Here is a 23,960-nt window from a genome sequence, read left to right as displayed (position 1 = left end):
CGTTAGAAACTGTCTGCCGGTACGCGCACGTTACCGTCCATCAGGATACGCGCACTGCGGCTCATGATGGCCTTGGTGACCGTCCATCGTCCATCGACCTGCACCGCCTCAGCGCCAACGCGCAACACACCTGAAGGGTGCCCAAAACGAACGGCACGCCGTTCGCCCCCCCCAGCCGCCTGATTCACGATCGTGCCAGGGATCGCCGCTGCGGTCGCTATAGCAACCGAGGCGGTTCCCATCATCGCGTGATGCAGCTTGCCCATCGAAAGCGCGCGGACGAGCAAGTCGATCTCACCGGCCCCTACTTCCCTTCCGCTGGATGTCCGATAATCGGTCGGTGATGCTACGAAGGCGATTTTCGGCGTATGCTGGCGTTTGGCGGCATCTTCCGGAGTCTTGATGAGACCCATCTTCAATGCACCGATCGTTCGCAAGGTTTCGAAGCGCTGCAACGCTGCGGGATCGCCATTGATAGCCTCGCGCAATTCCGTGCCGGTATAGCCGATATCTTGGGCATTGACGAAAATGGTCGGGATACCCGCCGTGATCATCGTTGCCTTAAGCTTGCCGCCCGCGACGAGTTCTTCCGGCACATCCAATTCGTCGATGAGGTTTCCGGTAGGGAACATGGAGCCCCCCCCTTCCCCCTCTTCGGCAGGATCGACAAATTCCAGTACGACCTCAGCGGCGGGGAAAGTCACGCCGTCCAGTTCGAAATCGCCAATCTCCTGCACCTGGCCGCCAATCACGGGTACATGGGCGATGATGGTTTTGTCGATGTTAGCCTGCCAGATTCGGACGGTGCGGATCCCATCCTCGCCCGCCGCGACATAGCCGGCATGGATTGCAAAGGCACCCGCCGCCGTCGAGAGGTTGCCGCAATTGCCTGACCAGTCGACAAAATCTGTGTCGATCGACACTTGGCCGTAGAGATAGTCCACATCATGCCCTGCTCTCGCGCTCGGGCTGATGATGACGCATTTGCTGGTGGACGACGTGGCTCCGCCCATCCCGTCAATCTGCGCGGCATAAGGATCGGGACTGCCAATCACCCGCTGAAAAAGCCTGTCGCGGGCCCGCCCCGGCACTCGGCAGCTTTCGGGCAGGTCTTCCAGCCGGAAGAACACCCCTTTGCTCGTTCCGCCGCGCATATAGGTGGCGGGAATGCGCATCTGCGGTGCGGGCGGCATCAGGCGGCCTCCGGTTCCGAAGCGAGGAAATCCTGGGCGAAGCGCTGAAGCACGCCGCCTGCTTCATAGATGGAGGCTTCCTCCGCCGTGTCGAGGCGGCAACGCACCGGCACGCTGAAACTCCCGCCATCGCGACGCCGCACGATCAACGTCAGTTCCGCGCGCGGTTTGCGCTCGCCCGATACGTCGAACGTCTCGGTGCCGTCGAAGCCCAGCGTCAGACGCGTGGTGCCGGGCATGAATTCCAGCGGCAGCACGCCCATGCCGATCAGATTGGTGCGATGAATGCGCTCAAATCCTTCGGCGACGATGGCTTCTACCCCGGCGAGGCGCACGCCCTTGGCCGCCCAGTCGCGTGAGCTGCCCTGCCCATAATCGGCCCCGGCGATAATGATAAGCGGCTGGCGACGGTCGAGATAGGTTTCGATCGCCTCCCACATCCGCATCACCTTGCCTTCCGGCTCCACACGAGCGAGCGAACCCTTCTTCACCGCGCCGTCGACGATGGCCATCTCATTGACCAGCTGGGGATTGGCAAAAGTTGCACGCATCGCGGTCAGGTGGTCGCCGCGATGGGTGGCATAGCTGTTGAAGTCCTCTTCCGGCAGGCCCATTTTCGTCAGATATTCGCCCGCCGCCGAACTGGCGAGGATGGCGTTTGACGGCGACAAGTGATCGGTCGTGATATTGTCCGGCAGGATTGCGAGCGGTCGCATGCCCGAAAGCGTCCGCGGGAAAGCGGCGAGCGCGCCGACACCTTCGGTATCCCAATAAGGCGGACGACGGATGTAGGTGGATTGCGGACGCCAGTCGTAAAGCGGGTCGGCCTTACCGGTGTCGCGTGGAGCGAACATCGGATCATAGACCTGCCGGAACTGTTCGGGCTTTACGCTCGCTTCGACGATGGCGTCGATTTCCTCGTCGCTCGGCCACAAATCCATGAGGCGGATTTCCTTGCCGTCGACCGTGGCCAGCACATCCTTCTCGATGTCGAAGCGGACCGTCCCCGCGATCGCATAGGCGACGACCAGCGGGGGAGACGCGAGGAAGGCTTGTTTGGCGTAGGGATGGATCCGGCCGTCGAAATTGCGGTTCCCCGAAAGCACGGCGGTTGCGTAAAGGTCACGATCGATGATTTCCTGCTGGATCTTCGGATCGAGCGCGCCTGACATGCCGTTGCAGGTGGTGCAGGCATAAGCGACGATACCGAAGCCCAGTTTTTCCAGTTCAGGCAGCAGCCCCGATTCCATGAGATAAAGGCGCGCGACCTTCGATCCCGGCGCGAAGCTGGTCTTGACCCAGGGTTTGCGAACGAGGCCCAGCGCATTGGCTTTTTTCGCGAGCAGGCCAGCGGCGACGACATTGCGCGGATTCGACGTGTTTGTGCAGCTGGTGATCGCCGCGATGATAACCGCGCCATCGGGTAGCAAGCCTTGCTTTTCCTCGGTCACGGCCTTGTCGAGGTCGATGGCGATACCGCGCTCCTCCAACGCACTGGTGGGCAGGCGGCGATGGGGGTTCGAGGGACCGGCCATGTTGCGGACCACGGTGGACAAGTCGAATTCCAACACGCGTTCATAGTCGGCTGTCTTAAGGGAGTCAGCCCAGAGTCCCGTCAGTTTCGCGTAGTTTTCGACCAGCGCGATCTGCTCTGGCTCACGGCCGGTCAGGCGCAGATAATCGATCGTCTGAGCGTCGATATAGAACATGGCGGCCGTGGCGCCATATTCCGGGCACATGTTGGAAATGGTCGCCCGGTCGCCAATCGAAAGGCTGTCCGCACCTTCGCCGAAGAATTCGACCCAGGCGCCGACCACCCGTTCCTTTCGCAGGAATTCCGTGATGGCAAGCACGATGTCGGTCGCGGTGATGCCAGGCTGACGCTTCCCGGTGAGATTGACGCCGACAATATCGGGCAAGCGCATCATCGACGCGCGCCCCAGCATCACCGTTTCCGCCTCGAGCCCGCCGACGCCGATGGCGATCACGCCCAACGCATCGACATGGGGCGTATGGCTATCGGTGCCTACACATGTATCGGGGAAGGCGACGCCATCGCGCGCCTGGATCACCGGCGACATCTTCTCCAGGTTGATTTGGTGCATGATACCGTTGCCAGCCGGGATAACGTCGACATTCTCGAACGCCTTCTTGGTCCATTCGATAAAGTGGAACCGGTCCTCGTTGCGGCGATCTTCCACTGCGCGGTTCTTGTCGAAGGCCTGCCTGTCGAAGCCGCCATATTCCACGGCCAAGCTGTGGTCGACGATCAGTTGGGTCGGCACAACCGGGTTGATCTTGGCTGGATCGCCACCCTCGTCGGCGATCGCGTCGCGCAGGCCAGCCAGATCCACTAGCGCCGTCTGGCCCAGAATATCGTGGCAGACGACACGGGCCGGATACCAGGGAAAGTCGAGATCCCGCTTGCGATCGACGATCTGCGTCAGCGCATCGGTCAGTAGCGCCGGATCGCAGCGTCGCACCAACTGTTCGGCCAACACGCGCGCGACATAGGGCAAACCGCCGTAGCTTCCGGGTCGGATCGCCTCAATGGCTTCGCGAGTATCGAAATAGTCGAGGTTCGTCCCCGGCAGCGGCTTGCGGAAAGCTGAGTTCATCGACGCGTTTCTCTTGTCTATAGGGCTCTATCGTCCATGCCCCTACCCCCGCGCGCGGATGAATGGACAGTTCTGAAAAGGCGAAGGTTTGCAAAGAGAAATCTGCAAATCAGCTAATTCTGCTAATTTCTGAAACGGGCGCGGCAGTAATGCTGCTTATCGCGGAAAATGGCGGGGCAGATGGATTTTCCGTGTGAAGTTTGCAAATCCCGCTGCCCCTCGCTCATTATGATCAAGGGTGGCCCGGCTCCACGACATTAAACGATCACCCTATCCTTCACGCCGTCCGTCCGACAAGGACGAACCGCTGCATAGTCGTGGCCTGCCCACAAGCTAGTGATATCGCCACTCATCAATCCACAGAGACGACGGGGTTGATAGCGCAACGCACCACGACCAGAAAATGATCGATCAGCGTGGGTGCTCACTGAAGGGATGAATGGACCTGAATGCACGCGGGGATATTACGGTTGATTATATATTCCCAAGATCGGCCATCCGACCCCATAAGGCTTTGAAGTATATTTCTATAAAAATTCGGCAGGCGTAATAGAAATCACGCCTGCCGTTATCGCCGGTTATCCATAAAACCGGTTATAGGATTTTTAGCGCGAAGCGACCGCTGCGGGCGTCAGGCCCTTGGCTGCGGTATAGCTGGCTTCGACGGTCGGAACCCAAAGGGTAGCGACCTGCCGCAGGGCCGGATCGCTGCCTTCGAGCGAATAACCCTTCTGAAGAGCCCAAATCGAGGGCGCCTCTTCCGCCATCTGCGTCAGATAAAGATTGTCGAAATCATCCTTGCTCTTCTTCAGCAAATCGATGGATGCCGCACGCTTCGAGGAGAGGGTCAAAGTGGGCTTGTTGATCTTGCGATCTTTGTTCGACAGCGCGGCGAACAAGGACGCCTGCTGCTTCTTGGCCTCGGCAAGATCAGCCTTTGCATAGGCCTTCACGTCGGCCCGCTCTGCTTTACGGAGGGCGATCTCAGACGCCGAAATGCGATAGTTGAGAGCATCGGCGCTCATTTTGACATAATCGGCAGCCGAAACCTGGCGCTGGGGCTGGACCGAAAACAGCGTGGTGGTCACGCCTGCCTGATTGGTCTGCGAGATGCCCGAAACAGTCTGGGCATGGGCTACCGGAACGAGAGTGGCGGCAGCGAGAACGGCACCGATAAGATAACGCATTGCTTTCTCCTTGATGTTTGATGGATCGCAATACGTTGTCGCGTCCTTCTCGTTCCCAGGATCGATCATGAAAAAGCGCTGCGAAGGACGCAAGATCAAAGGCCTGCAGGCAAATTTACCCACATCATCAAGCATTTAGATTGTGCGCATTATAATTGTAAAAAATTTAAACCCGGCTTGCAACAGCTTGACGCGCATATCGGCCGCTGGTGGCAATAACGGTCGTATCGCACCCCATGGCGCAGGCCAACAAACTTATAATCGAGCTGGGTTCCGCAGGCAGGAACCTAACCGAAATCGAACCATAAACTTGAAACCAATTATATTGCGCACAATATGAATAATCCAGACAATATGGAGATTGTATGAGCACGCTTTACAGCACGAAAGTCACGGCAATCGGTGGGCGAGCCGGCAAGGTCAGCAGCGACGACGGCTTGCTCGACCTGCAACTGGCGCTTCCAAAGGCGCTTGGCGGCAAGGGCGATGCCACAAATCCGGAACAGCTGTTTGCCGCCGGATATGCGGCCTGTTTCGAGAATGCGGTGATTCATGTGACACGGGCTGCGTCCGACAAGGTGAAGGATGACGCGATCGTCGTCATCGCCGATGTGGGCATGCAGCCAAATGACGCGGGCGGTTTCGCACTGACCGTTGCGCTTGATGTCACCATTACCGGCATCGACCAAGCTGCGGCGGAAGAGATTGTTGCAAAGGCCCACGCAGTCTGTCCATATTCGAACGCTGTGAAGGGCAATATCGACGTCGCCATCGCGGTGTCGGTCAACTGAGGATGAATGTGGTGGACCTGCCGGACGATGTCGATCTTCTGGACCTTGACCGGCAGGTCTGCTTTCCGCTTTATGCGGCTTCCAACCTGATCAATCGGCTGTACCGTCCGATCCTGGGCGAACTGGGCCTGACCTATCCGCAATATCTGGTAATGCTCGTGCTCTGGAAGGCATCGCCCCAGACCGTCGGTTCTCTGGGCACCATGCTGCACTTGGACAGCGGCACATTGACGCCGCTTCTCAAACGAATGGAAATGGCCGGGCTGATCAGCCGTACGCGCGATGCGCATGACGAACGCCGTGTTCTTATCGAATTGACGGCGACAGGCGAAGCTCTTCGTACGGGGGCCACGCAGGTGCCGGCGATACTGGCATCCCGGCTGGCCATGGACAAAACGGCCATCATCGAACTGCGCGATCAGGTCCGTTCGCTCGTCCAGGTGCTGGAGCAGGCTTGAGGGCCTTTTGTCGTTCCCATATCTTTAACGCAGACGTATCGACGGTGAAAATATCTCGCTCGGTTCGAACCAAAACGGCCGTAATATGAACGTCCCCGATGCGACGTTCAGCCACCGTTTTTATGTGGCGAGGTTCGGACGAACCGCTTTGGGATGTTCTTCATTGCTCCAGTACCTCGGTCCGCCTTGCTGGAGCGCACGCCCATTATCATGCTTGAAACGATAACTATGATGATGCCGATATCCATGAGCATGACTATCGGATGAGCCGAGGCCCGCAGAGCTGCGTGCAATAGCAAGGTTAATATGATCATTCCCCCAAGCGCCCATCGAAAGCTGGTTGTCGTTGTCGACAATGAACGATGGACCATTGCCGCGCCCCAGCACACAGCCGTGAGCATCCAGTAACTCAGGGTCGTGGGCGCGGGGCCCAGCAGGGTTAATAGGGCGACTGTTACAATCACCAGCGGCTGGCCCCAGACCAGCGCCACCCACAGGCGTTCCAGGCGCGGCACGGCGCGCCCCTGCTCGCGGCGCCGAGCCAACCAGACATTGCCGCCGGTTGCGACGATCAGGGTCAGGCCCATGCCGAGCAAGGCATAGATGATCTTGAGCGCCACGCCGCCATATGTGCCGTAATGGAGCGGGGTAATCATGCCGTAGATGCGCATTCCCGCATTGCCGTCGGTCAGACCTGCCCGCCATTTCAAATGCCCGTCCGCGCTGAAAAGGAAGGCTTCGTTGCGCGCCAGATGTCGGGGTGCTGCCACCATTACGCGGACCTGTTGCCCGAGGGTTCCTGCATGTTCTATCGCCAACTGGGTGACGTTCGCGCCGGGCGCGCGCATTTGGATATCGCGCAACATCCGCGCAATGTCAGGCGGCGGTGCCGCGCGTGCATCGACGACAGCCTGCGGCCCGAACAGCGAGGCAGTCGCCCTTTCCCGGTCGCCCTTATAGGCGACCATGGCGAGAATGATTATGATGAGGCCGGCAAGGCCCAGTAAAGATCCCGTCAAAGCCACGATCAGATGGAAGGGCAAGGCCCACACACCCACGCGATTATGCAGGTCGGCATTGGTCAACCGTCGCGATCCACCCCAGCGCATACGAAAAGCATCCTTGATGATGCGGCGATGGGCCAGCAAACCGGTGACGATGCTGGCAAGCAGGATCGTACCGAACATCCCAACGATATATCGCCCGATCGCGCCCGGCAGGGTGAGGTTGAAATGGAGGCGTTGCATGAACTCGAGCCAGGGAGTTCCCACGTGAGGCAATAATTTCCCCGCCGCGTCGACATTCCATTCGCGATGATTGCCCTTCTCATCATATCCCGCGACGGTCATGCGCGGCAGTTCGTCCGTAGGCATTTTCATGTAGATATCGTGCGCGACACCTGCCGCCTGCGCCTTGGCAAGGGCGCGAACGGATATGGCCGCGATCTCGGAGTCCGACAAATGGGCAATGGCCGGCGCTCCCGGCCTTTCCCAGATGGTAATCTGGTCGACCAAGACCAGGATCGATCCGGTGAGGCACAGAATATAGACGACCGCGCCAAACAGAACGCCAAGCAGGCCATGGCCTTCCATCGCGGCACGGGTCAGGCTCTTGGGTATCTGCATGGATCAGGCTTTGATGAAGGTCATGCCGACGCTGGTCGCGGCGAGGCCCAGGAAAACGCCGGTCTGGAGCATGACACGGCGATCGCATACCGTCCAGGCAATCGCCCCGCACCAGAGCGAGGGCATCGCAAGCGCTGCGAGGATGAGGCGCGTCTGTTCCGCCAACGGCGCGCGGGTCGCAAACACCATCGCCAAGCCCATCGCAGCGGCAAAGCCCAGCAGTCCCGCCGTCAATCCACGCGCAATCCCGCGCCCATAGCGGCGGCGCGGCAACGGCGGCGCCATCCGATCCCTTGACACCTGCGCCGGGCGCACCTCGATCCGGGTAAGAATGAAGGCAAAAGCCAGCAATGCCGCTGTCTCAAGTGCGAGCGCAATGCCTACTTCCGGCCCGAAACCGGCAATCCAGGCCCAGGTCGACAGACCCCACAGCGCCGCAGCGCCAAAGCACACACGCCAGCCCAGCGCGTGGCGCGTCCACGCGCGCCAGCACAGCAATATGCCAGCGAGCGATGCGATCAGCGCCATGAAAACCAGAAATGCCGCCCCCATTCGCAGTCTCCCTGACGCATCCATATCGCTAATGATATTGACTCGCAACATACATTTTTTTACGGGATGCGCATCTTGTGGGGGATAAATCATGTTTTGTCGTTTTTTCAGCACTGCCTTGCTGCTCGCAAGCACGCCGCTTGCGGCTTATGCTCAGGCGGCGGACGCCGGTCCGGCCGGATCATCGACCGACAATAGCGACATCATCGTCACCGGACAGAAGACCAACCGTACGCTTCAGGAAACCCCCGCCAGTGTCGCCGTGGTTACCAGCGAATCCATCGCCAACCAGAATTTGCTCAACGTCTATGACATATTGGAGCGGACGCCCAACCTCGCGGTGGACGGCAACAAGACGACCTTCTCGATCCGCGGCATCGACGCCTTCAACGTGTCGGGCGGCGGCGACGGCGCGCTGGCCAGCGTCTATCTGGATGGGGCGGTCATGCCACGCACAGCGCTGACTGCAGGGCCGCTCGACCTCTATGACATCGCCCAGGTGGAAGTGTTTCGCGGGCCGCAATCGACCGTGCAGGGACGCAATGCCCTGGCCGGCGCGGTCATCATCCGCACCACCGATCCCGGCTATGAATGGAGCGGTCGTTTTCGCGCGCTGATGACCGACAAGGATGGCCAGCGCCGGGTCGGTGCCGCGATCGGCGGACCGCTGGTCGATGGACAGGTCGCTTTCCGTCTCGCGGGCGAAATTTCCCGGGCCGATGGCCTGATTCACAACGTGACCACGCACAAGGACGCGGACCGCCGCGAGTCGGAGACGGTCCGAGCGAAATTGCTGCTGACACCAGACATCCTGCCCGGCCTACGCGTCGTCGCGACCTTCATGCATGACCGGCATCGGCGCGGCATGTTTTACAGCGAGTTCGATGCGCCCTACAACCGCCGGGACCGGATCGCCACCGAGGACGTCATGGACGACCAGACCGTCAAGAGCGACATCGGGACGGTAGAGATCGGCTATGATCTCGGCAGCGGCCTCAGTATCACCTCCGTCACCAACTACAGCGACATCCGCTTCCGCTCGGTCGGAGATCCCGATCGCGGACCGACGCCGGGCCAGACCAGCCGCATCTATAATCCGGACAAGACTGTCCAACAGGAGTTGCGGTTCAATGTCGATAAAAGCTGGGTCCATGGCCTGATCGGCGGCTATTATCTGCGCGACGACAACCGCGGCTATCGGTTCGAAGCGACGCAGAGCCTGAACCTTACCCGGTTAGGCGTCGATCGGCAGTTGCTGGCGATGGGCCTGCCGCAGGCCACCGTTAGCGCCGTGCTCAATCTCTATGGCGGTGTGGCGCCGATCCGCAACCGCCTGTCGCAGCCGCGCCTGACCGAGAATTATGCCGGTTTTGCCGACCTGACCTTCCCGATTACGGATCGCCTGCGGATCAATACCGGCCTACGCTACGACCACGAAACGCAGGAACGTGGCGCTACGCAGACGGTGGTGATCGACCGGACGTTGCCGGATCCCGCCAACCTGCCGATCCCCGCACTGGCGCCGATCGTCACGCGACTCAACGCCATATTGAGGGCTACAGCAGCGGACGCCAACAGCATCGAACCGGTACGCCCCGTCACCTACACCGCCTGGCTGCCCAAGATAGGGCTGACTTATGATCTGGCGCAGGATGTGTCGCTCAGCTTCACCGCCCAGCGTGGCTATCGCGCTGGCGGCTCAGGTCTGAACCAGCAGCGAGCCGCAACCTATAATTTCGATCCGGAATATACATGGAACTATGAATTTGCGCTGCGGTCGGAATGGTTCGACCGCCGCCTGACGCTCAACGCCAACGCCTATTGGATCGATTGGAAGGACCAGCAGGTATCGGTCCAATTGACCCCCGGCGCGGTATTCGACACGCAGGTCGTCAATGCCGGCAAGTCGCGTCTTTATGGGGCAGAGCTCGAACTGAGCGGCCGACCGACCTCGACGCTCAATCTTTATCTCGGCGCTGGCTACAGCAATACCAAATTCCAGGAATTCGACATCACGATCGGATCGCTCTCTGCGGCTGCGCAAGGCAACGAATTTGCCCGCGCGCCGCACTGGACGGTGTCGGGTGGCGCCACTTTCCATCATCCCAACGGACTGTTCGCCAATCTCAACGCCAATTATCGCAGCGCCTATTATCGGGACACCGTCGATCAAGCGTTTCGCGACATTCCGGGCCGTACGCTCGTCAACGCCAAGATCGGCTGGCAGGGTGAACATTTCGGTGCCTTCCTGATCGCAAGCAACGTATTCAATGTGCAGAAGCCCAACCAGTTCTTCGTCGATTTCGACGGGCGGGTGCGCGGCACGCTGATCGAGCCGCGAATATTGGGGTTAAGCTTCGAAGGCCGCTTCTAAATTGAGCAGCTCAGCGCGAGGGCGGACTGAAATGATCCGCCCAACCGTGGCCTTCAATGCTTCGAAAATAAAATCCGGCCTTTACGAAGCGCCCAAGATCAAATCTTGCCGCGCCGGACGGTCGCCTGATTGGAGCTGACCTTTCCGCTATTTCCGGGGAGCGGCTTGCGCATATGTGGGCCTGAGGGCCCACCCCCGTCAACTTTCCAAGCGATCGGGAACGGGCCTCTGGCTGCGCCGCTTCACGGTCAGCGCGAAGGCAATGCCCGACTTGTCAGGTGCCTCCGCATCTCTTTTGCCACTGGGTCGTTATGACATCTCTGGCATGGAGAAGTTCGGATTTTGATCAGATCTCTTGAAAATCACGTCGTCATCGTGACGGGCGCCAGTTCCGGCATTGGATTGTCGGTAGCGCAGGAGATGGCGAAGGCGGGCGCGGCAGTTGTGTTCAACTTTCACTCGCATGGCGAAGAGGCGCAGCATGCGGTCGACGATGTTCGCAGACTTGGTGGACGGGCCATTGCGGTACAGGCGGACGTGTCCAAAGAAGACGAGGTCATAAGTCTTTTCGACCGATGTATCGACGCGTTCGGGCGCGTGGACATTCTGGTTTCGAATTCGGGAATGCAGCAGGATGCAGCAATTGCCGAAATGACACTGGCGGACTGGCAGGCGGTCATCGACGTAAACCTGACCGGGCAGTTCCTGTCGATGCGCGAAGCGGTCCGCCGCTTTCGCATGCAAGAGCCATCCGGGCGTCCGGCCCGCAGCGCAGGCGTCATTGTCGCGATGAGTTCGGTCCACGAAATCATCCCTTGGGCAGGGCATGTCAATTATGCGGCGAGCAAGGGAGGCATTCGCATGCTCGTGCGTTCGCTCGCGCAGGAAGTCGCCGCAGACGGGATCAGGGTGAATGCCATTGCGCCGGGCGCCATTCGCACGCCGATCAACAAGGAGGCGTGGGAAACCGAAGAGGCGCTGGAGAAACTGCTGCGCCTCATCCCCTACGGTCGAATCGGCGAGCCGGAAGATGTCGCCCGCGCCGCGTTATGGCTTGCATCGGACAACGCCGATTATGTGACAGGCACGACGCTTTTCGTCGACGGTGGCATGTCGCTCTACCCGGAATTTCGCGATAATGGCTAAACCCGTCAGGCCGATCGGCGAACATGGCATCGTAGGCGATCTGGAAACGGCCGCCCTCGTCGCACAGGACGGGACCATCGATTATTTATGCTGGCCCTCGCTCGACAGTCCCACCGTGTTCGCCGATCTCCTCCACCCGCATGAAGGCGGCGCGTTTTTCATCACGCCGCAACTATCGGATCCGCGAACCAGCCAAATCTACGTTCCCGACACGAATGTCCTGATCACCCGCTTCATGGCGAAAGACGGAGCGGTTGAGATCGTCGACGTCATGCCTCTGCCAGGCGAACGCAGTCACCCGGATCAGACCGAGCGTTGCCTGATCCGCAAGGTCACTGTCACGCGAGGTAAAGTTCGCCTGCATGCCTCATGCTCCCCCCGTTTCGATTATGCGCGTATTGTGCCCGATATCAGCTCCGACGATGGCGTCACGACGTTCGACGGCGGTGGTACGACGCTGACATTGTGCTCATCGGTGGCTCTGGAGTCCGGAGAAGGCAAAGCTTCGGCAGAGTTCACGCTAAAAGCGCGTGAAAGTGCGTGGTTCATTCTGGGTGACCGCCCGCAAATGCAACCGACCGACGAAATGGTCGATCAGGAAATCGCGGCAGCCACCGCCGCGTGGCGGCGTTGGATCGGTCAATCGACCTATAAGGGACGCTGGCGGGATGAGATTTATCGCTCTGCCTTGGCCCTGAAGCTGCTGACGTCGGCCCGGCATGGCTCGATCGCGGCAGCGGCGACGTTTTCGCTACCTGAAGCGACGGGGGCAGGACGGAACTGGGACTATCGCGCGGTTTGGATTCGCGACGCCTCCTTTACCAATTATGCGTTTATGCGGCTTGGCTTCTTCGAAGAGGCCAAGGCGTTCTACGGCTGGATGAGCCGCCGCATAGCAAGCACGCGTCACGGCGATAACGCAATGAAGATCATGTACGCCATCGACGGAAGCGAGGCGATGGCCGAACGGGAACTGTCCCATTTTTCGGGCTACGCGGGCAGTCGCCCGGTTCGCATCGGCAATGCGGCGCACTCCCAGACCCAGCTCGACATCTTCGGCGAACTGCTCGACAGCGTCTATCTTTTCAACAAATATAGTTCGGCGATCAGCCATGAAGGATGGCTGCATGTCTGCGGCATCATCGACCATGTCATGGCGCACTGGGAGGAGGCCGATGCCGGGATTTGGGAAATCCGCGATCAACCGCGCCATTTCCTGCATTCGCGCCTGATGTGCTGGGTGGCGATGGACCGGGCGGTGCGCCTCGCCAACAAGCGCTCGCTTGCCGCGCCGTTAGCCTCATGGATCGAATGCCGAGACAACATCGCATCCGACATCTGGACCAATTTTCGTCACCCGGAGCACGGGTACTTCGTGCAATCGCGCGGGGGCACCGAGCTAGACGCGGCTCTACTGATGATGCCGCTCGTCCGGTTCGTTTCTGCCACCGATCCTGTTTGGCTCAAGACACTCGATGCGATCAGCGACCAGTTGCGCGACGACGGCATGATCTATCGCTATCGCAACGCAGACGGACTGGAAGGCGGCGAAGGGGCCTTTACCACTTGCATCTTCTGGTACGCTGAATGCCTCGCCCGCGCAGGCCGGGTTGACGATGCGCGACTGATCCTGGTGGAGGCGATGAGCTACGCCAACGGGCTCGGCCTTTTCTCAGAAGAGCTCGACCTGCGCGGCGATCCCCTCGGCAATTTCCCGCAGGCTCTCACTCACCTTGCCTTCATCAGCGCCGCCTATTTCATAGACCGCCGCCTCGACACCGCTCAGAATCCGCATTGGCAGCCGTGATGTTGATCGAGCCCCGAACGCTGGTGCGAAATCCTCTTTGCGCGAATTTGTTCTGATATGGAAATCCACGTTCATCGTGCAGTGCGAGTTCAAAGTTTTCGCTACGCCGGCAGGGTGAATATGATCGGCGCAGTGAACTCGATGCGTTCGCCCGGTAGTTCGACAGGTGCGCGGGGATAGGGGGAGGCGCGACGTAGCATCGCCTCGGCCTCATCGTCCAGCACGGCATTGCCCGATCCCTGGACGACCGCGCCTTCCAGCAACATGCCCGTGCGGTCGAGCACGAAGCGGACTTGCACCCGCCCCTCCTCCCGCCGCATCCGGGCCCGGCGGGGATAGATTTTATGGGCATAGAGCCAGGATCGGACCTTGGCGGCGTAGCTGCGGCTGGTGCCGGATGGCGCTTTCACGTCCAGCCCATCCGCAGCGCCGCGGCGGGGCGAAGGCGCTATCGAGGCAGCCGGCGTCCCTGTTTCCGAGGTGGGCGGTGCTTGCGCTGCAGACGGATCGGATGCCGATGTGGCAGACGATATCGGCGTGATGGGGGAAAGACGCGATGGTACCGCCACGACCGGAGGCGGTGCAGCGGTTACTGCGGTTTGCTTCGGCGCAATCGGTTGTGTGACCATGGGGGACAGAGTGGCGGCAGGCGTATTGGGAACTGCCGCATCCGCCTTTTCCTCACCCTGCTCCGAGCCTTTGAGCAGAGCGAGCGACAGCACCGTCAGCGCCGGGGAGTCGCTCCGGCGGCTGACATGCCCCATGCCAAGGTTCAGCAGCGCTGCGACCAGCAGTCCGTTGACCAGCAGCGATGCCGCCGCTGGCCCGCCGATCCGGAAAGGATTTGCCGCCCGTCCCATGGCGTCAGAATGTGTTTGCCACGGTAAACCGGAAGCTCTGCCCTTCCGCAGCGAGCGCGGACAGGTGGCGGCGATATTGTTTGTCGAAGACATTATCCATGGCGATGCGGAATTCGAACCCCTTGGCCGGGCCGCTTTGCGGCTTGAAGGCGAAAAACAGGTTATGGACGGTGTATGCCGGCGTCGGCAGGCCCGATCCGGCTGAGGCGAAGGCGCTGGGCGTCACCTTGTCCTGCCGCTCCGCGAACTCACCGGTCCAGCCGCCCAACAGGCCGGATGCAGCGTCGGAATAGCCCAGCGTCAGGCGATAGTCGTTGGCAGGGACGGTGTTGAGATATGCGCCGGTCAGCCGGTTCCGGCCATCGATGAAGGACGCATTGGCGCGGGCGAAGAAGTCGCCGATGCCATATTCGGCCTCTACTTCCACGCCCTTCAGGCGCCAGTCTCCGTAATTCTGGAAATAGCTGGTGCCGCGCAGGGCTGTGGGCACGTTAGAGTAGGTGACGATCAGATCCTCGACATCGTTGCGAAACAGCGTGGTCTTGGCGCGAAAACGATCATGTCCGCTCAAAAGGCCGTCGAAGCTCAACGTCAGGCCAGCCTCGACATTGTCCGACTTTTCGGGGCGCAGGCCGGGGCTGTAACCGATCGCCGCCGTGCGCGTGAAGATTTCATCCACATTGGGCAGCCGGACGGTGTGGGCGTAGGAACCGAAGACTCCTACCCAATCGGTCAGATTGTACAGCGCGGCGATCTTGGGCGAAACGCCATCCTGTTTGGTGAGGCGGGGCGTGATGCCGCCGACCACTGGCGATGCACCCGGCTTCAGCCTCGCCCAGTCCACACGGACGCCCGGCATGATGGTCAGCTTGTCGGACCAGACGATTTCCAACTGGCCGAACACACCATAGCGATCCATGTCGCCTTCAGGATGCGTGCTCGCGCCCGGCGTCACCTTGCCGTTGAGCGCGACACGCGGATTGCGCCGTTCCTGCCTGCTCCACTGGCCGCCCAGAATCAGGAAGGTCGTCCAGTCGCCACCCATGTCGAACTCGCTGGTGTTCTGAACCTTCGCCTGCCAGCTTTCATAGGAAAAGTCGGAATAAGCGAGCGGGCCAAGGAAAGCGGTTTCGGTCTGGTGCACCTTCGACAGCGAATAGGCGACCTGCGCCTCGACATTGAAAATCTTGCTGCCGTCGAAGTCGTTGACATAGCCCAACACGGCCGTCTTGTCATGGACGCGGCGGCGCATCAGTGCCGCGCCCGTGGCGGCGGACACCTGATCGTAGACCTGCGGCGCGTCGCTGATCCAGTCCTGATAGCTGGCCCAAATGGCATGTTTTTTATTGCCGCCGATCGCGATGCGGCCCTTGACCAGCCAACTGTCGGACAGGGTGGCGGAGGCGGCGACGGTGTCGCCATTGCCGCTCTTGTAATCGTCGGTACGGCGATAATTATAGCTGCCCAATAGCTCGACGCCTTCGGTCGGCTGGATAGCGACGATGCCCGAAAGAGTGTGTGCCTGCGCATTGGTTTCGGTCGCGGCCTTGAGGCGCACCGCCAGCGGATCGCCGTCGCTCAGAAAGTCGGACGCGTCCTTGGTGGTAAAATTGACCACGCCAGCCAGCGCACCGGCGCCGTAGAGGGTGGAAGAAGCAGGACCGCGCAGCACTTCGACCCGCTTATAAAGCTCCGGCTCGGTAAAGAGCGCGCCCATGCGATATTGCTCGTAGAATTTGGTGACGCCATCGACCGTCAACAGAATGCGATTGTCGCTGTCTCCGATCGCCGTGCCCATACCGCGAATATTGAAGCCCTGCCCCAACTGCCCCACGCCGCCCTGGACGTTGACGCCCGGCATGCCTTCCAGCAGATCACCGATGGTGGTCGCCTGAACCTGGTCGATGTCCTCCTGGTCGAGCGTGCTGACCGCTTGCGGCGTGTCGATGGCCACCTTTTCGGTACCGGCAGAAATGACCATGCGGTCGAGCGTCATGCGGATGGTTTCCGGTGCTTCAACCTCATCCTGCGCCAGCGCCGACATCGGCACGACAAAGAGCGCAGTTCCCAGCAACAACGGCAGTTTGGTTTTCTTCATGGCTAACGCCCCCCTTTGGCAATGTGCAACGGGACTTGGATGTCCCGGATGTCACAGCACCTAACACCTCAATATGATATTGCAAGTGAGTCGCATTAGATATACTGACTGCTTTCATAAGGGGATTTTCATGAGAATATTGCGATACCGATCCGCGGCCCTGCTGCTGGCTCTCCTCGGCGCTTCGTCCGCCCACGCACATATGCCCTATGTGCTCCCAACCCTGTTCGACCTCGGCAAAAGCGACCATGTCACCGTGGAGGCCGCCTTTGCCGAGGACGCGTTTTTGCCCGAAGTTGCGATGCGCGACGCACCCTTTCATTTGATCGCGCCCGATGGGGCGCGGTTGCCCACCGGCACCGTCACCCATTTGCGTGACCTCAGCATCTTCGAGGCAGCGATCCCGGCCGATGGCACCTATCGTGTCACCAGCGGCCAGCGCGCCGGGCGCAAGGGCAAGCTGTTCAAAGTCGGCAACGAATGGAAGATGCGCGGCGAGGGCGGCGAGCCGCCCGCCCATGCCGCGCAGGTGGATGTACAGAGCATGACGCTGGCGGACGCCTATGTGACACGCGGACAACCCAGCGATGCGGCGCTGAAACCGCTGGGCAAGGCGCTGGAGATCCGGGCGATCACGCATCCCAACCGCATCGTTGCCGGATCGGACGCCAGCTTCGCCCTGTTGTTCGACGGCAAGCCGCTGGCCAATGCCGACATCAGCCTGTTCCGCAGCGCCGGTGTCTACGACGGACGCAAGATGGTGGCGCAGGTCAAGAGCGGCGCCGATGGCCGCTTTAGCCTGAAGCCCGAGGATGCCGGGACATACCTGATCCTGGTGCGCCATCGTAGCACGGCACCAGCCGGGTCCGAGACGCCCTATCGCAGCTATACCTACACCTTGACCTTCGACGCGGTGTGATCGCTGCGTCGCATTCATTCGGAGATACTATGAAAATCTATATGCCCCTCGCCGCTGCCCTGCTGACGATCGCCGGAACCGCTGCCGCAGCCCCCCATGAAGGGTCGGCTTTCATCCATGACTATGACGCCAACCATGACGGGCAGGTCACGCGCATGGAATTCGACGCCGGGCGCGTCAAAAGGTTCGACGCGACCGATGCCAATGGCGACGGCTGGGTTTCCGAGGAGGAATATGTCAACGAATATCGTGCCCGTCTGGAGCGGCAACTCGCCGCGTCCGACGACAGCGAAGACAAGAAAACCGAGGAACGTCAGCGGCAGATGCGCCAGGCCCATGTCCGTTTCGGCGTGCTGGACAAGGACAAGAACGGCAGAATGTCCAAAGCTGAATATGACTTGTCAGGCGCTCGTGCCTTTGCCGAGCAAGATAATGACAAGGACGGCACAGTGACCGCTACCGACGCCGCGGCAACTGCTGCGCGCCAGCGGGCCGACAGGGAAAAAGCTGGCCAATAATCGTCGCTGGCAGCCGCTCTGAAAAGGGGGTGCCTCTCAATCGATTGAGGCATCCCCTTACCATTGGCAAGATCCATGGGGGCTCGACCGGTTTCACGACCGAAAGATCCCAGGGCGATACAACTCAATATCGATAACGGCGGTCCCACGGGCGCGCTCTTGCTAGCCGAACAAGCGGATAGAGGAGGCATGAAGGCCGGTTCGGGTCGATCAGCCCCGCCAACCTGTCAAGCGATGACATCGGTTGCAGGCCACCGGAAAACTCCAACTGATCATGGCTGACGCAGTTGAAGAGCGATGTTCCCTGCGTTGATCGAACCGTCTGTTTAGGCGACGCTTAGGTGAACGACCGCAGGTTCTACTCCGTATACCGAGCGCGAAGAGCGGCGAGATCGACCTTGGTCAAGCCGATATTCTGCGTGAGATAGGCATCGACCGACCCCCACTTCTTGTCAATCTCGTCGAAGGCATAGGTGAGGAAGGCGGTGCCGTCAGGGTCTTTGAGGGGTTGCGGCTTGGCAGCGGCCGGATTCTCCTGATATTTTGCGAACATCATCGCCACTGGATTGTTGGCCTGCGCAACGATGTCGATTTTCGGCATTTCCCATTCCGGGCGGCGATAGCTGGTCGACAGATGATAGTCGGCCACGATGGTATCCCGGGGCACTCCAAGCGCCGACAGGATTATCGCGGTAACGAAACCGGTACGATCCTGCCCGGCCGAGCAGTTATAGGCGATCGCGCCCTTGTCCGCGAGCAGGTCCTGGAAAATGAGGCGTAGCTGAGGCGCCATGAAAGTCGGCATGGTGCGATAGACGCCCTCTCCATTTTTCGGGACCCCGCTGCCCATCAACCCTTTCATCGAATAGCCGACGGCCTGATAGGGGACGCCCTCGATCCGCGTAGGCGCGATCACTCTTTCTTCGCTCGAGCGCAAATCTACGAGATTGGCGAGCTTGAGCGTCTGGATATCCTTGAGATCTGCGTCGCTCAGCATCGGCTGGCCAGCGGACCGGTAGATAAGGCCCCAGCGAACATGCTTGCCGCCAGCGGCCGGATAGCCGCCGATGTCACGAAAGTTCGACGATTGCTGAAACGGCAGCAACCGTTCGGCGACCCGGGCGGTCTTGCCGGTCTTCGTGTCGCGCAGCAAAAAGTAGATACGCTCCCCCGGCGCGACGCTCAGCGTCTCGGCCCCGTCTCTATCGCCCTTCGAGACCAACGTTGCGGTACGGACTGTCGCGGCGGGATCGTCCGACCGGAAAACGTCCACCGGATCGGCATCGGTCCAGCGAACCGTCAGCGTGTTGGAGGCGCTTCTGGTCACGACCGGCGCATCGATCGTCCCGGCGGACGCAGCGCCAGCGAGCAGGAGGGTGGCGAGTGTGGAGGCGATAGAACGCGTCATCATCTGGATCTCCTGGGCGGACGCAGCGGCATTGCCTGCCATCGTTGCATCCGTATGACATGCCTCAATATGATGGAGGGGCGTACGGGCGCGCGCCCATACGCCCCCTATATTCAGAACTTGACGTTCAATTCGCCGCCGAAGGTGCGCGCTTCGTTGAAGAAGCCCGCGACGCCCGTGGTCGCCGCGGCCGTTTTCAGGAAGATATGCTCTTCGTTGAACAGATTGCGTGCCCAGATCGAGGCAGTCAGTTTCGCGCCGTTGTTGCCAAGGTCGATATCGGCAAGGGCGATGCGACCGTTGAAGACCAGTCCTTCGTCGCCCTTGGGCTGCTTGTAGGTGACAACGCCCGTCAGGGAATTGAAACCGGGGTCGGTATAGTTGCCGTAGTAGCCACTGTCGTAATTGCCATCCAGGTGGAAGCGCAGCGTCATATTGTTGAACGGGATATCATAATCGATCGCGCCGCTGGCCGAGTGGGTCGGCGTATAGACCTGATAGATGGGCACGGGGAAAGGACTGGGCCGGCCGTTATTACCCGCCTGCGGGAAGGGATTGAGCGCGGGCGGGATCTTGACGCTGTTGTAGGAATAGCTGGCGCTCAGCGTCAGGCCATCGACGGGCGCAAGCGTCAACTCGGCCTCGACCCCCTTGAGCTTGGCCTTGCCCGGGTCGTTGACGGTGTTGGTCGTGGTGCGGGTGGTGGCTACGCGCACCCCGTTGACGACATCTTCGTAGAGGCCGCTAAAGTCCAGCTGGATGTTCTTATAGTGACCATAATAAGCGGCGACGTTGAAGCGGGCGCGGTGATCCCAGAATTCGGTCTTGGCGCCCACTTCGAACATCGACACGGTTTCGGGATTGAACGGCTCGTAATTGGTCGCGCGCGAGTTGGCGCCTCCCGATTTGTAGCCGGTGCTCCATTTGCCGTAGACATGGACGTCCTGGCTCAGATCGATCGCGGCATTCACCATCGGATCGACGCGCGACCAATGCGCGTCCAGGCCGATCGGCGCCTGTACGTTCACCCCATTTACCGGCAGGATAGGTGCCGCGTTGTTGACGATGGTGAGCGCACCCTTTTTTGCGTCCCGCGTCCAGCGAAGACCGCCCGTCAAATGCAGGATGTCGTCGGCGAAGGACGGGGTCCACGTCGCCTGACCATATGCCCCGATGCTGGTCGTCTTCACATGACTGGCGCGATCGATGTTACGGGTTGCCGGATCGATATTCAGTACGCCATAGGCGCTGCCCCGCGCATCCGTGAAATAATTGGTGTTGAAGGCCTGCGCATTGTCGCGGACCTTTTCCTGATAATAGAGCGCGCCGACGGCATATTTCAAGCTATCGCCGAAATCGCCGATCGCCTGCAGTTCCTCGCTGAACTGGTCCTGCTTGAAATAAGCAAGACTGTAACGACCGAAGGCGAAGCCGGGGTAGCTGGTCACGAAACCGGTTCCCGCCGTGGTCACGGTCGAGGGCCGGTTGAAATCGGGATTGGGATTGGAGGTTGTCCTGGGTTGCTGCGCGGATGTCGCTGCCGACCCGTTGTCGAACTGGCTCTGCGTCAGCTTGCGATAGGCAGTGATCGACTTCAGCAAAAGTGAAGGCGACGCCTGATATTCGAGGTTCAATCGAACGCCGCCTGATTTACCGACGCTGGGTTGTTCCGGCACGCCAAACACGGCGGTTTTCGCTCGCTCGGGCTGAAGCCTGGCGGCAGCGGCAAGGATGTTGGTGCCTGCGGAAATCTGCTGCTGGTACAGCGTCGTCGTCGCGTCGTAGCTATAGTCGCCGGCCAGATCGACGGTGAAGTCGGGCGACGCCTTCCACAGGATTTCGGCGTGAGCGCCGCGCTTATCGTAACCGTTGAAATCTTCCGCGCTCTTCAACGGATTGTCGATCAAGCCATCGCGGTGCGTGACGACGGCGTCGAGCTTAACGGAGATGTCGTTGAATTCCGGCAGGTCGATATGGCTTTCCACCTTGTAGCTGCCATAGTTGCCGAAGCCCAGAGTCGTGTTCGACTTGAACTCACCGCTCGGGCGCTTGGTCACGATGTTGACCGCGCCGCCTTCGGTATTGCGCCCGAACAGCGTGCCCTGCGGCCCTTTGAGAACCTCGATATTCTCGATGTCGTAGAGCGCAGCACCAAGACCCTGAGGCCGGCCCATATAAACGCCGTCGATATAGATGCCGACACCCTGATCGCGGGCAGGCTGATTGGAGTCGGACAGGACGCCGACACCGCGAATGTTAACGATGAGCGCGCCGGGACGCGAAAAGAAAGGTGCCACGCGCAGCGACGGGATCGCGCCATCGCCCATATCGGTCAGCGACTGAACGTGGCGATTGGTCAGGTCTTCCGCCCGCATCACGGACATGGAGATCGGCGTTTCCTGGAGATTTTCCTTACGCTTCTGCGCCGTCACGACGATTTCGGTCAAGCCGCCGGAATCGGCCATGTCCGCCGACACTGCGGCTGGCGCGGTCTCGCCCTGATCGGCGGCGTGGGCCATGCCCGTACCGAGGGCAACAAGAATTAGGCTGGAGGCCGAGGTGGCCCGCCAGCTGCGCTGGATCTTCATCTGATGTCCCCCAAAAGCGACCCGCTTTCTCAGCGGTCGAAGGGTCCGTTAGGGCATCGATGTTTCAACCGAGAGACCGGATGATGTCTGATCCGTGACTCATTATTTCCGATTGCTACAAGTGAGCAAAACAATGGAGCCCACAAGAGCCGGAATCAGTCGTCCGATTGCTGCGATTGTGCCGCACTTGAATGGCCAGGGCCGGGACTTGGTGCCGCTTGGGAAAGCGGCGAGGGATGACCGCTATGAAATTGCGACAGTCTGACTGACCGGTCCGTCGGGTCAGGCAGCCTTGATTGCAGGACTTCCTTCTGCGGTAAGCATCGCGCCAAGCGTGCTTGCCGTGACCGGACGACTGAACAGATAGCCTTGCAGATGGGTACAGCCACTAGCGACCAGAAGACGCATCTGCTCTTCCGTCTCGATGCCTTCTGCGACGATACCCATATCGAGCGCGGTCCCAAGACCGACGACGGCCTGAACAATCGCCTTTGCCGCACGCGAGGTTACAATTTCGTCGATAAATGATTTGTCGATCTTCACTTTATCGAATGGGAAGCGCTGAAAGTAGCTCAGCGAGGAATATCCTACTCCGAAATCATCGATCAGCACTTGAATGCCAAGTGCGCGCAGTTCCTCCAACTGCCGGAAAGTGCTTTCAACATCGCGGATGACAAGCCCCTCGGTAACCTCGAGTTGGAGGCGGTCGGCACGAAGGCCAGAATCGTCAATTGCCTGTTGAACGGTCGCTACGAGCTTACCCGAAAGGAATTGGAGAGGGGAAAGATTGACTGCGACACGCACGTGATCTGGCCACTCCTGCGCGTCGCGGCAGGCGCGACGCAATAAATGCTCGCCGAGCCGGTCGATCAACCCGCATTCCTCAGCGAGGGAAATGAAAATGTCAGGCCGAATCGGTCCCCGATCGGGATGCGTCCAGCGGGCCAGCGCTTCGGCACTGGTGATCTGGCCTGTTTTGGCAGAAAGCACGGGTTGGTAGGCAAGTTCGATCCCGTCTCTCTCGATGACCTCGCGAAGGTCGGTCTCTAGCTTGCGCCGATCCTGCGCGGCGGCATCCATTTCGGCGTTGAAGAAGCAGACCTTTCCTTTGCCCATCTGCTTGGCCCGATATAACGCGATATCGACATTTTCGCGCAGTTGACTCGTTGTTCGACCATCCTCAGGCGTCAACACGATGCCAATCGAGGCACCAGCATGCGCGACCACGCGACCGGTTGTAAATGGCTCGGCAACGCTGGTCAGAATGGCGGTTGCGATCTCATCGGCCCGCTCACGCCGCCGCGCACCGGTGAGCACCGCAATAAACTCGTCGCCACCGATGCGCGCCACCCAACCCTGCGATGGAACTAGCGCGCGCAGTCTATCACCGACTTGCGCCAGGACTGCATCCCCGACGGGGTGCCCGAATTGATCGTTCACTGCCTTGAACCGATCGAGATCGATGCTGAGCATCGCGAACGGCTCCCCCTTGCGAACAAGGCCGTGCAACCGATCGGTGAAGCTGGCGCGGTTGAGCAGGCCGGTCAACGCATCATAATGTGCCAGACGAAGCACTTCCGCCTCCGCCTGCCGGGTCGCGGTCACGTCTTCCGATATACCAAGAACATATTGATCGGGTCGGTCCGGACCATCGATCAGCGTGCGTGTGGTACGCAGATGCACAGTTTCGCCGTCATCGCGCACAAACTCGCTCTCGAACGTCGTGGCTGACGGGGATGCGATCGCCTCACTGTCGCGATCCTCGTATCCTCCGCCATAATCGGGAAAAAGCTCTCGATCGGTGCGACCGACAATCTC

General features: G+C 60.2%; 17 protein-coding genes. 7 read left to right on the top strand and 10 right to left on the bottom strand.

The window, feature by feature from the left end:
- Positions 1-2: 2 nt before the first annotated feature.
- From prpF to DI606_RS01200, 3 genes are all read right to left on the bottom strand, one after another.
- A complete protein-coding gene (prpF, locus tag DI606_RS01210; protein WP_293979143.1) occupies positions 3-1,193 on the bottom strand; it encodes a 2-methylaconitate cis-trans isomerase PrpF in 1,191 nt (396 codons plus the stop codon).
- Positions 1,193-3,811 (bottom strand): Fe/S-dependent 2-methylisocitrate dehydratase AcnD, encoded by a 2,619-nt coding sequence (gene acnD, locus DI606_RS01205; protein ID WP_293979141.1) that lies wholly within the window; start codon positions 3,809-3,811, stop codon positions 1,193-1,195. Before acnD ends, prpF begins: the two co-directional genes overlap by 1 nt.
- 605 nt (positions 3,812-4,416) lie before the next feature.
- The gene (locus DI606_RS01200) at positions 4,417-4,998 is read right to left on the bottom strand and encodes a DUF4142 domain-containing protein (RefSeq protein ID WP_293979140.1); all 582 of its coding nucleotides are present in this window, start codon (positions 4,996-4,998) and stop codon (positions 4,417-4,419) included.
- 365 nt (positions 4,999-5,363) lie between these two features.
- Here DI606_RS01200 and DI606_RS01195 point away from each other — a divergent pair, with 365 nt between their 5' ends.
- Together DI606_RS01195 and DI606_RS01190 are read left to right on the top strand one after the other, a co-directional pair.
- Complete coding sequence (locus DI606_RS01195) at positions 5,364-5,789, top strand: organic hydroperoxide resistance protein (RefSeq protein WP_293979139.1); 426 nt, start codon at positions 5,364-5,366, stop codon at positions 5,787-5,789.
- 2 nt (positions 5,790-5,791) lie between these two features.
- Positions 5,792-6,247, top strand: a complete 456-nt coding sequence (locus tag DI606_RS01190) for a MarR family winged helix-turn-helix transcriptional regulator (RefSeq protein WP_293979138.1) — start codon at positions 5,792-5,794, stop codon at positions 6,245-6,247.
- A 107-nt stretch (positions 6,248-6,354) separates the two neighbouring features.
- Here DI606_RS01190 and DI606_RS01185 read toward each other — a convergent pair whose 3' ends face one another.
- Together DI606_RS01185 and DI606_RS01180 are read right to left on the bottom strand one after the other, a co-directional pair.
- Entirely contained in the window at positions 6,355-7,872 is a 1,518-nt protein-coding gene (locus DI606_RS01185) for a PepSY domain-containing protein (RefSeq protein ID WP_293979137.1), read from the bottom strand.
- 3 nt (positions 7,873-7,875) lie between these two features.
- Complete coding sequence (locus tag DI606_RS01180) at positions 7,876-8,424, bottom strand: hypothetical protein (RefSeq protein ID WP_293979135.1); 549 nt, start codon at positions 8,422-8,424, stop codon at positions 7,876-7,878.
- Between the two features lie 118 nt (positions 8,425-8,542).
- Here DI606_RS01180 and DI606_RS01175 point away from each other — a divergent pair, with 118 nt between their 5' ends.
- The 3 genes from DI606_RS01175 to DI606_RS01165 all read left to right on the top strand — a co-directional run bounded on the left by DI606_RS01175 (position 8,543) and on the right by DI606_RS01165 (position 13,751).
- On the top strand, positions 8,543-10,798 hold the full coding sequence (locus DI606_RS01175) for a TonB-dependent receptor (protein WP_293979133.1): 2,256 nt from the start codon (positions 8,543-8,545) through the stop codon (positions 10,796-10,798).
- A gap of 342 nt (positions 10,799-11,140) precedes the next feature.
- Positions 11,141-11,944 carry an SDR family oxidoreductase gene (locus DI606_RS01170; RefSeq protein WP_293979131.1) on the top strand — a complete coding sequence of 268 codons (804 nt, stop codon included), beginning with the start codon at positions 11,141-11,143 and terminating at the stop codon, positions 11,942-11,944.
- Positions 11,937-13,751 (top strand): glycoside hydrolase family 15 protein, encoded by a 1,815-nt coding sequence (locus DI606_RS01165; RefSeq protein WP_293979130.1) that lies wholly within the window; start codon positions 11,937-11,939, stop codon positions 13,749-13,751. Before DI606_RS01170 ends, DI606_RS01165 begins: the two co-directional genes overlap by 8 nt.
- Positions 13,752-13,852: 101 nt before the next feature.
- Here DI606_RS01165 and DI606_RS01160 read toward each other — a convergent pair whose 3' ends face one another.
- Together DI606_RS01160 and DI606_RS01155 are read right to left on the bottom strand one after the other, a co-directional pair.
- Complete coding sequence (locus DI606_RS01160; RefSeq protein WP_293979128.1) at positions 13,853-14,611, bottom strand: energy transducer TonB; 759 nt, start codon at positions 14,609-14,611, stop codon at positions 13,853-13,855.
- Positions 14,612-14,615: 4 nt separating this feature from the next.
- The gene (locus DI606_RS01155) at positions 14,616-16,709 is read right to left on the bottom strand and encodes a TonB-dependent receptor (protein ID WP_293979126.1); all 2,094 of its coding nucleotides are present in this window, start codon (positions 16,707-16,709) and stop codon (positions 14,616-14,618) included.
- 130 nt (positions 16,710-16,839) lie between these two features.
- On the opposite strand from DI606_RS01155, the gene DI606_RS01150 reads away from it, so the two are divergent.
- Both DI606_RS01150 and DI606_RS01145 read left to right on the top strand, forming a co-directional pair.
- Entirely contained in the window at positions 16,840-17,628 is a 789-nt protein-coding gene (locus DI606_RS01150; RefSeq protein WP_293979124.1) for a DUF4198 domain-containing protein, read from the top strand.
- Between the two features lie 29 nt (positions 17,629-17,657).
- The gene (locus tag DI606_RS01145) at positions 17,658-18,146 is read left to right on the top strand and encodes a hypothetical protein (RefSeq protein ID WP_293979122.1); all 489 of its coding nucleotides are present in this window, start codon (positions 17,658-17,660) and stop codon (positions 18,144-18,146) included.
- A gap of 358 nt (positions 18,147-18,504) precedes the next feature.
- Here the strand turns inward: DI606_RS01145 and DI606_RS01140 are convergent, their stop codons facing one another.
- From DI606_RS01140 to DI606_RS01130, 3 genes are all read right to left on the bottom strand, one after another.
- On the bottom strand, positions 18,505-19,557 hold the full coding sequence (locus DI606_RS01140; protein ID WP_293979121.1) for a tyrosine-protein phosphatase: 1,053 nt from the start codon (positions 19,555-19,557) through the stop codon (positions 18,505-18,507).
- Positions 19,558-19,667: 110 nt separating this feature from the next.
- Entirely contained in the window at positions 19,668-22,142 is a 2,475-nt protein-coding gene (locus DI606_RS01135) for a TonB-dependent receptor (RefSeq protein ID WP_293979119.1), read from the bottom strand.
- Between the two features lie 282 nt (positions 22,143-22,424).
- A partial coding sequence (locus DI606_RS01130) for an EAL domain-containing protein (RefSeq protein WP_293979117.1) occupies positions 22,425-23,960 on the bottom strand: 1,536 nt, incomplete at its 5' end.

It is taken from the genome of Sphingobium sp. (genome assembly GCF_003248505.1).
Taxonomy (GTDB): domain Bacteria; phylum Pseudomonadota; class Alphaproteobacteria; order Sphingomonadales; family Sphingomonadaceae; genus Sphingobium.
This window is presented reverse-complemented; position numbering and strand designations above follow the sequence as displayed.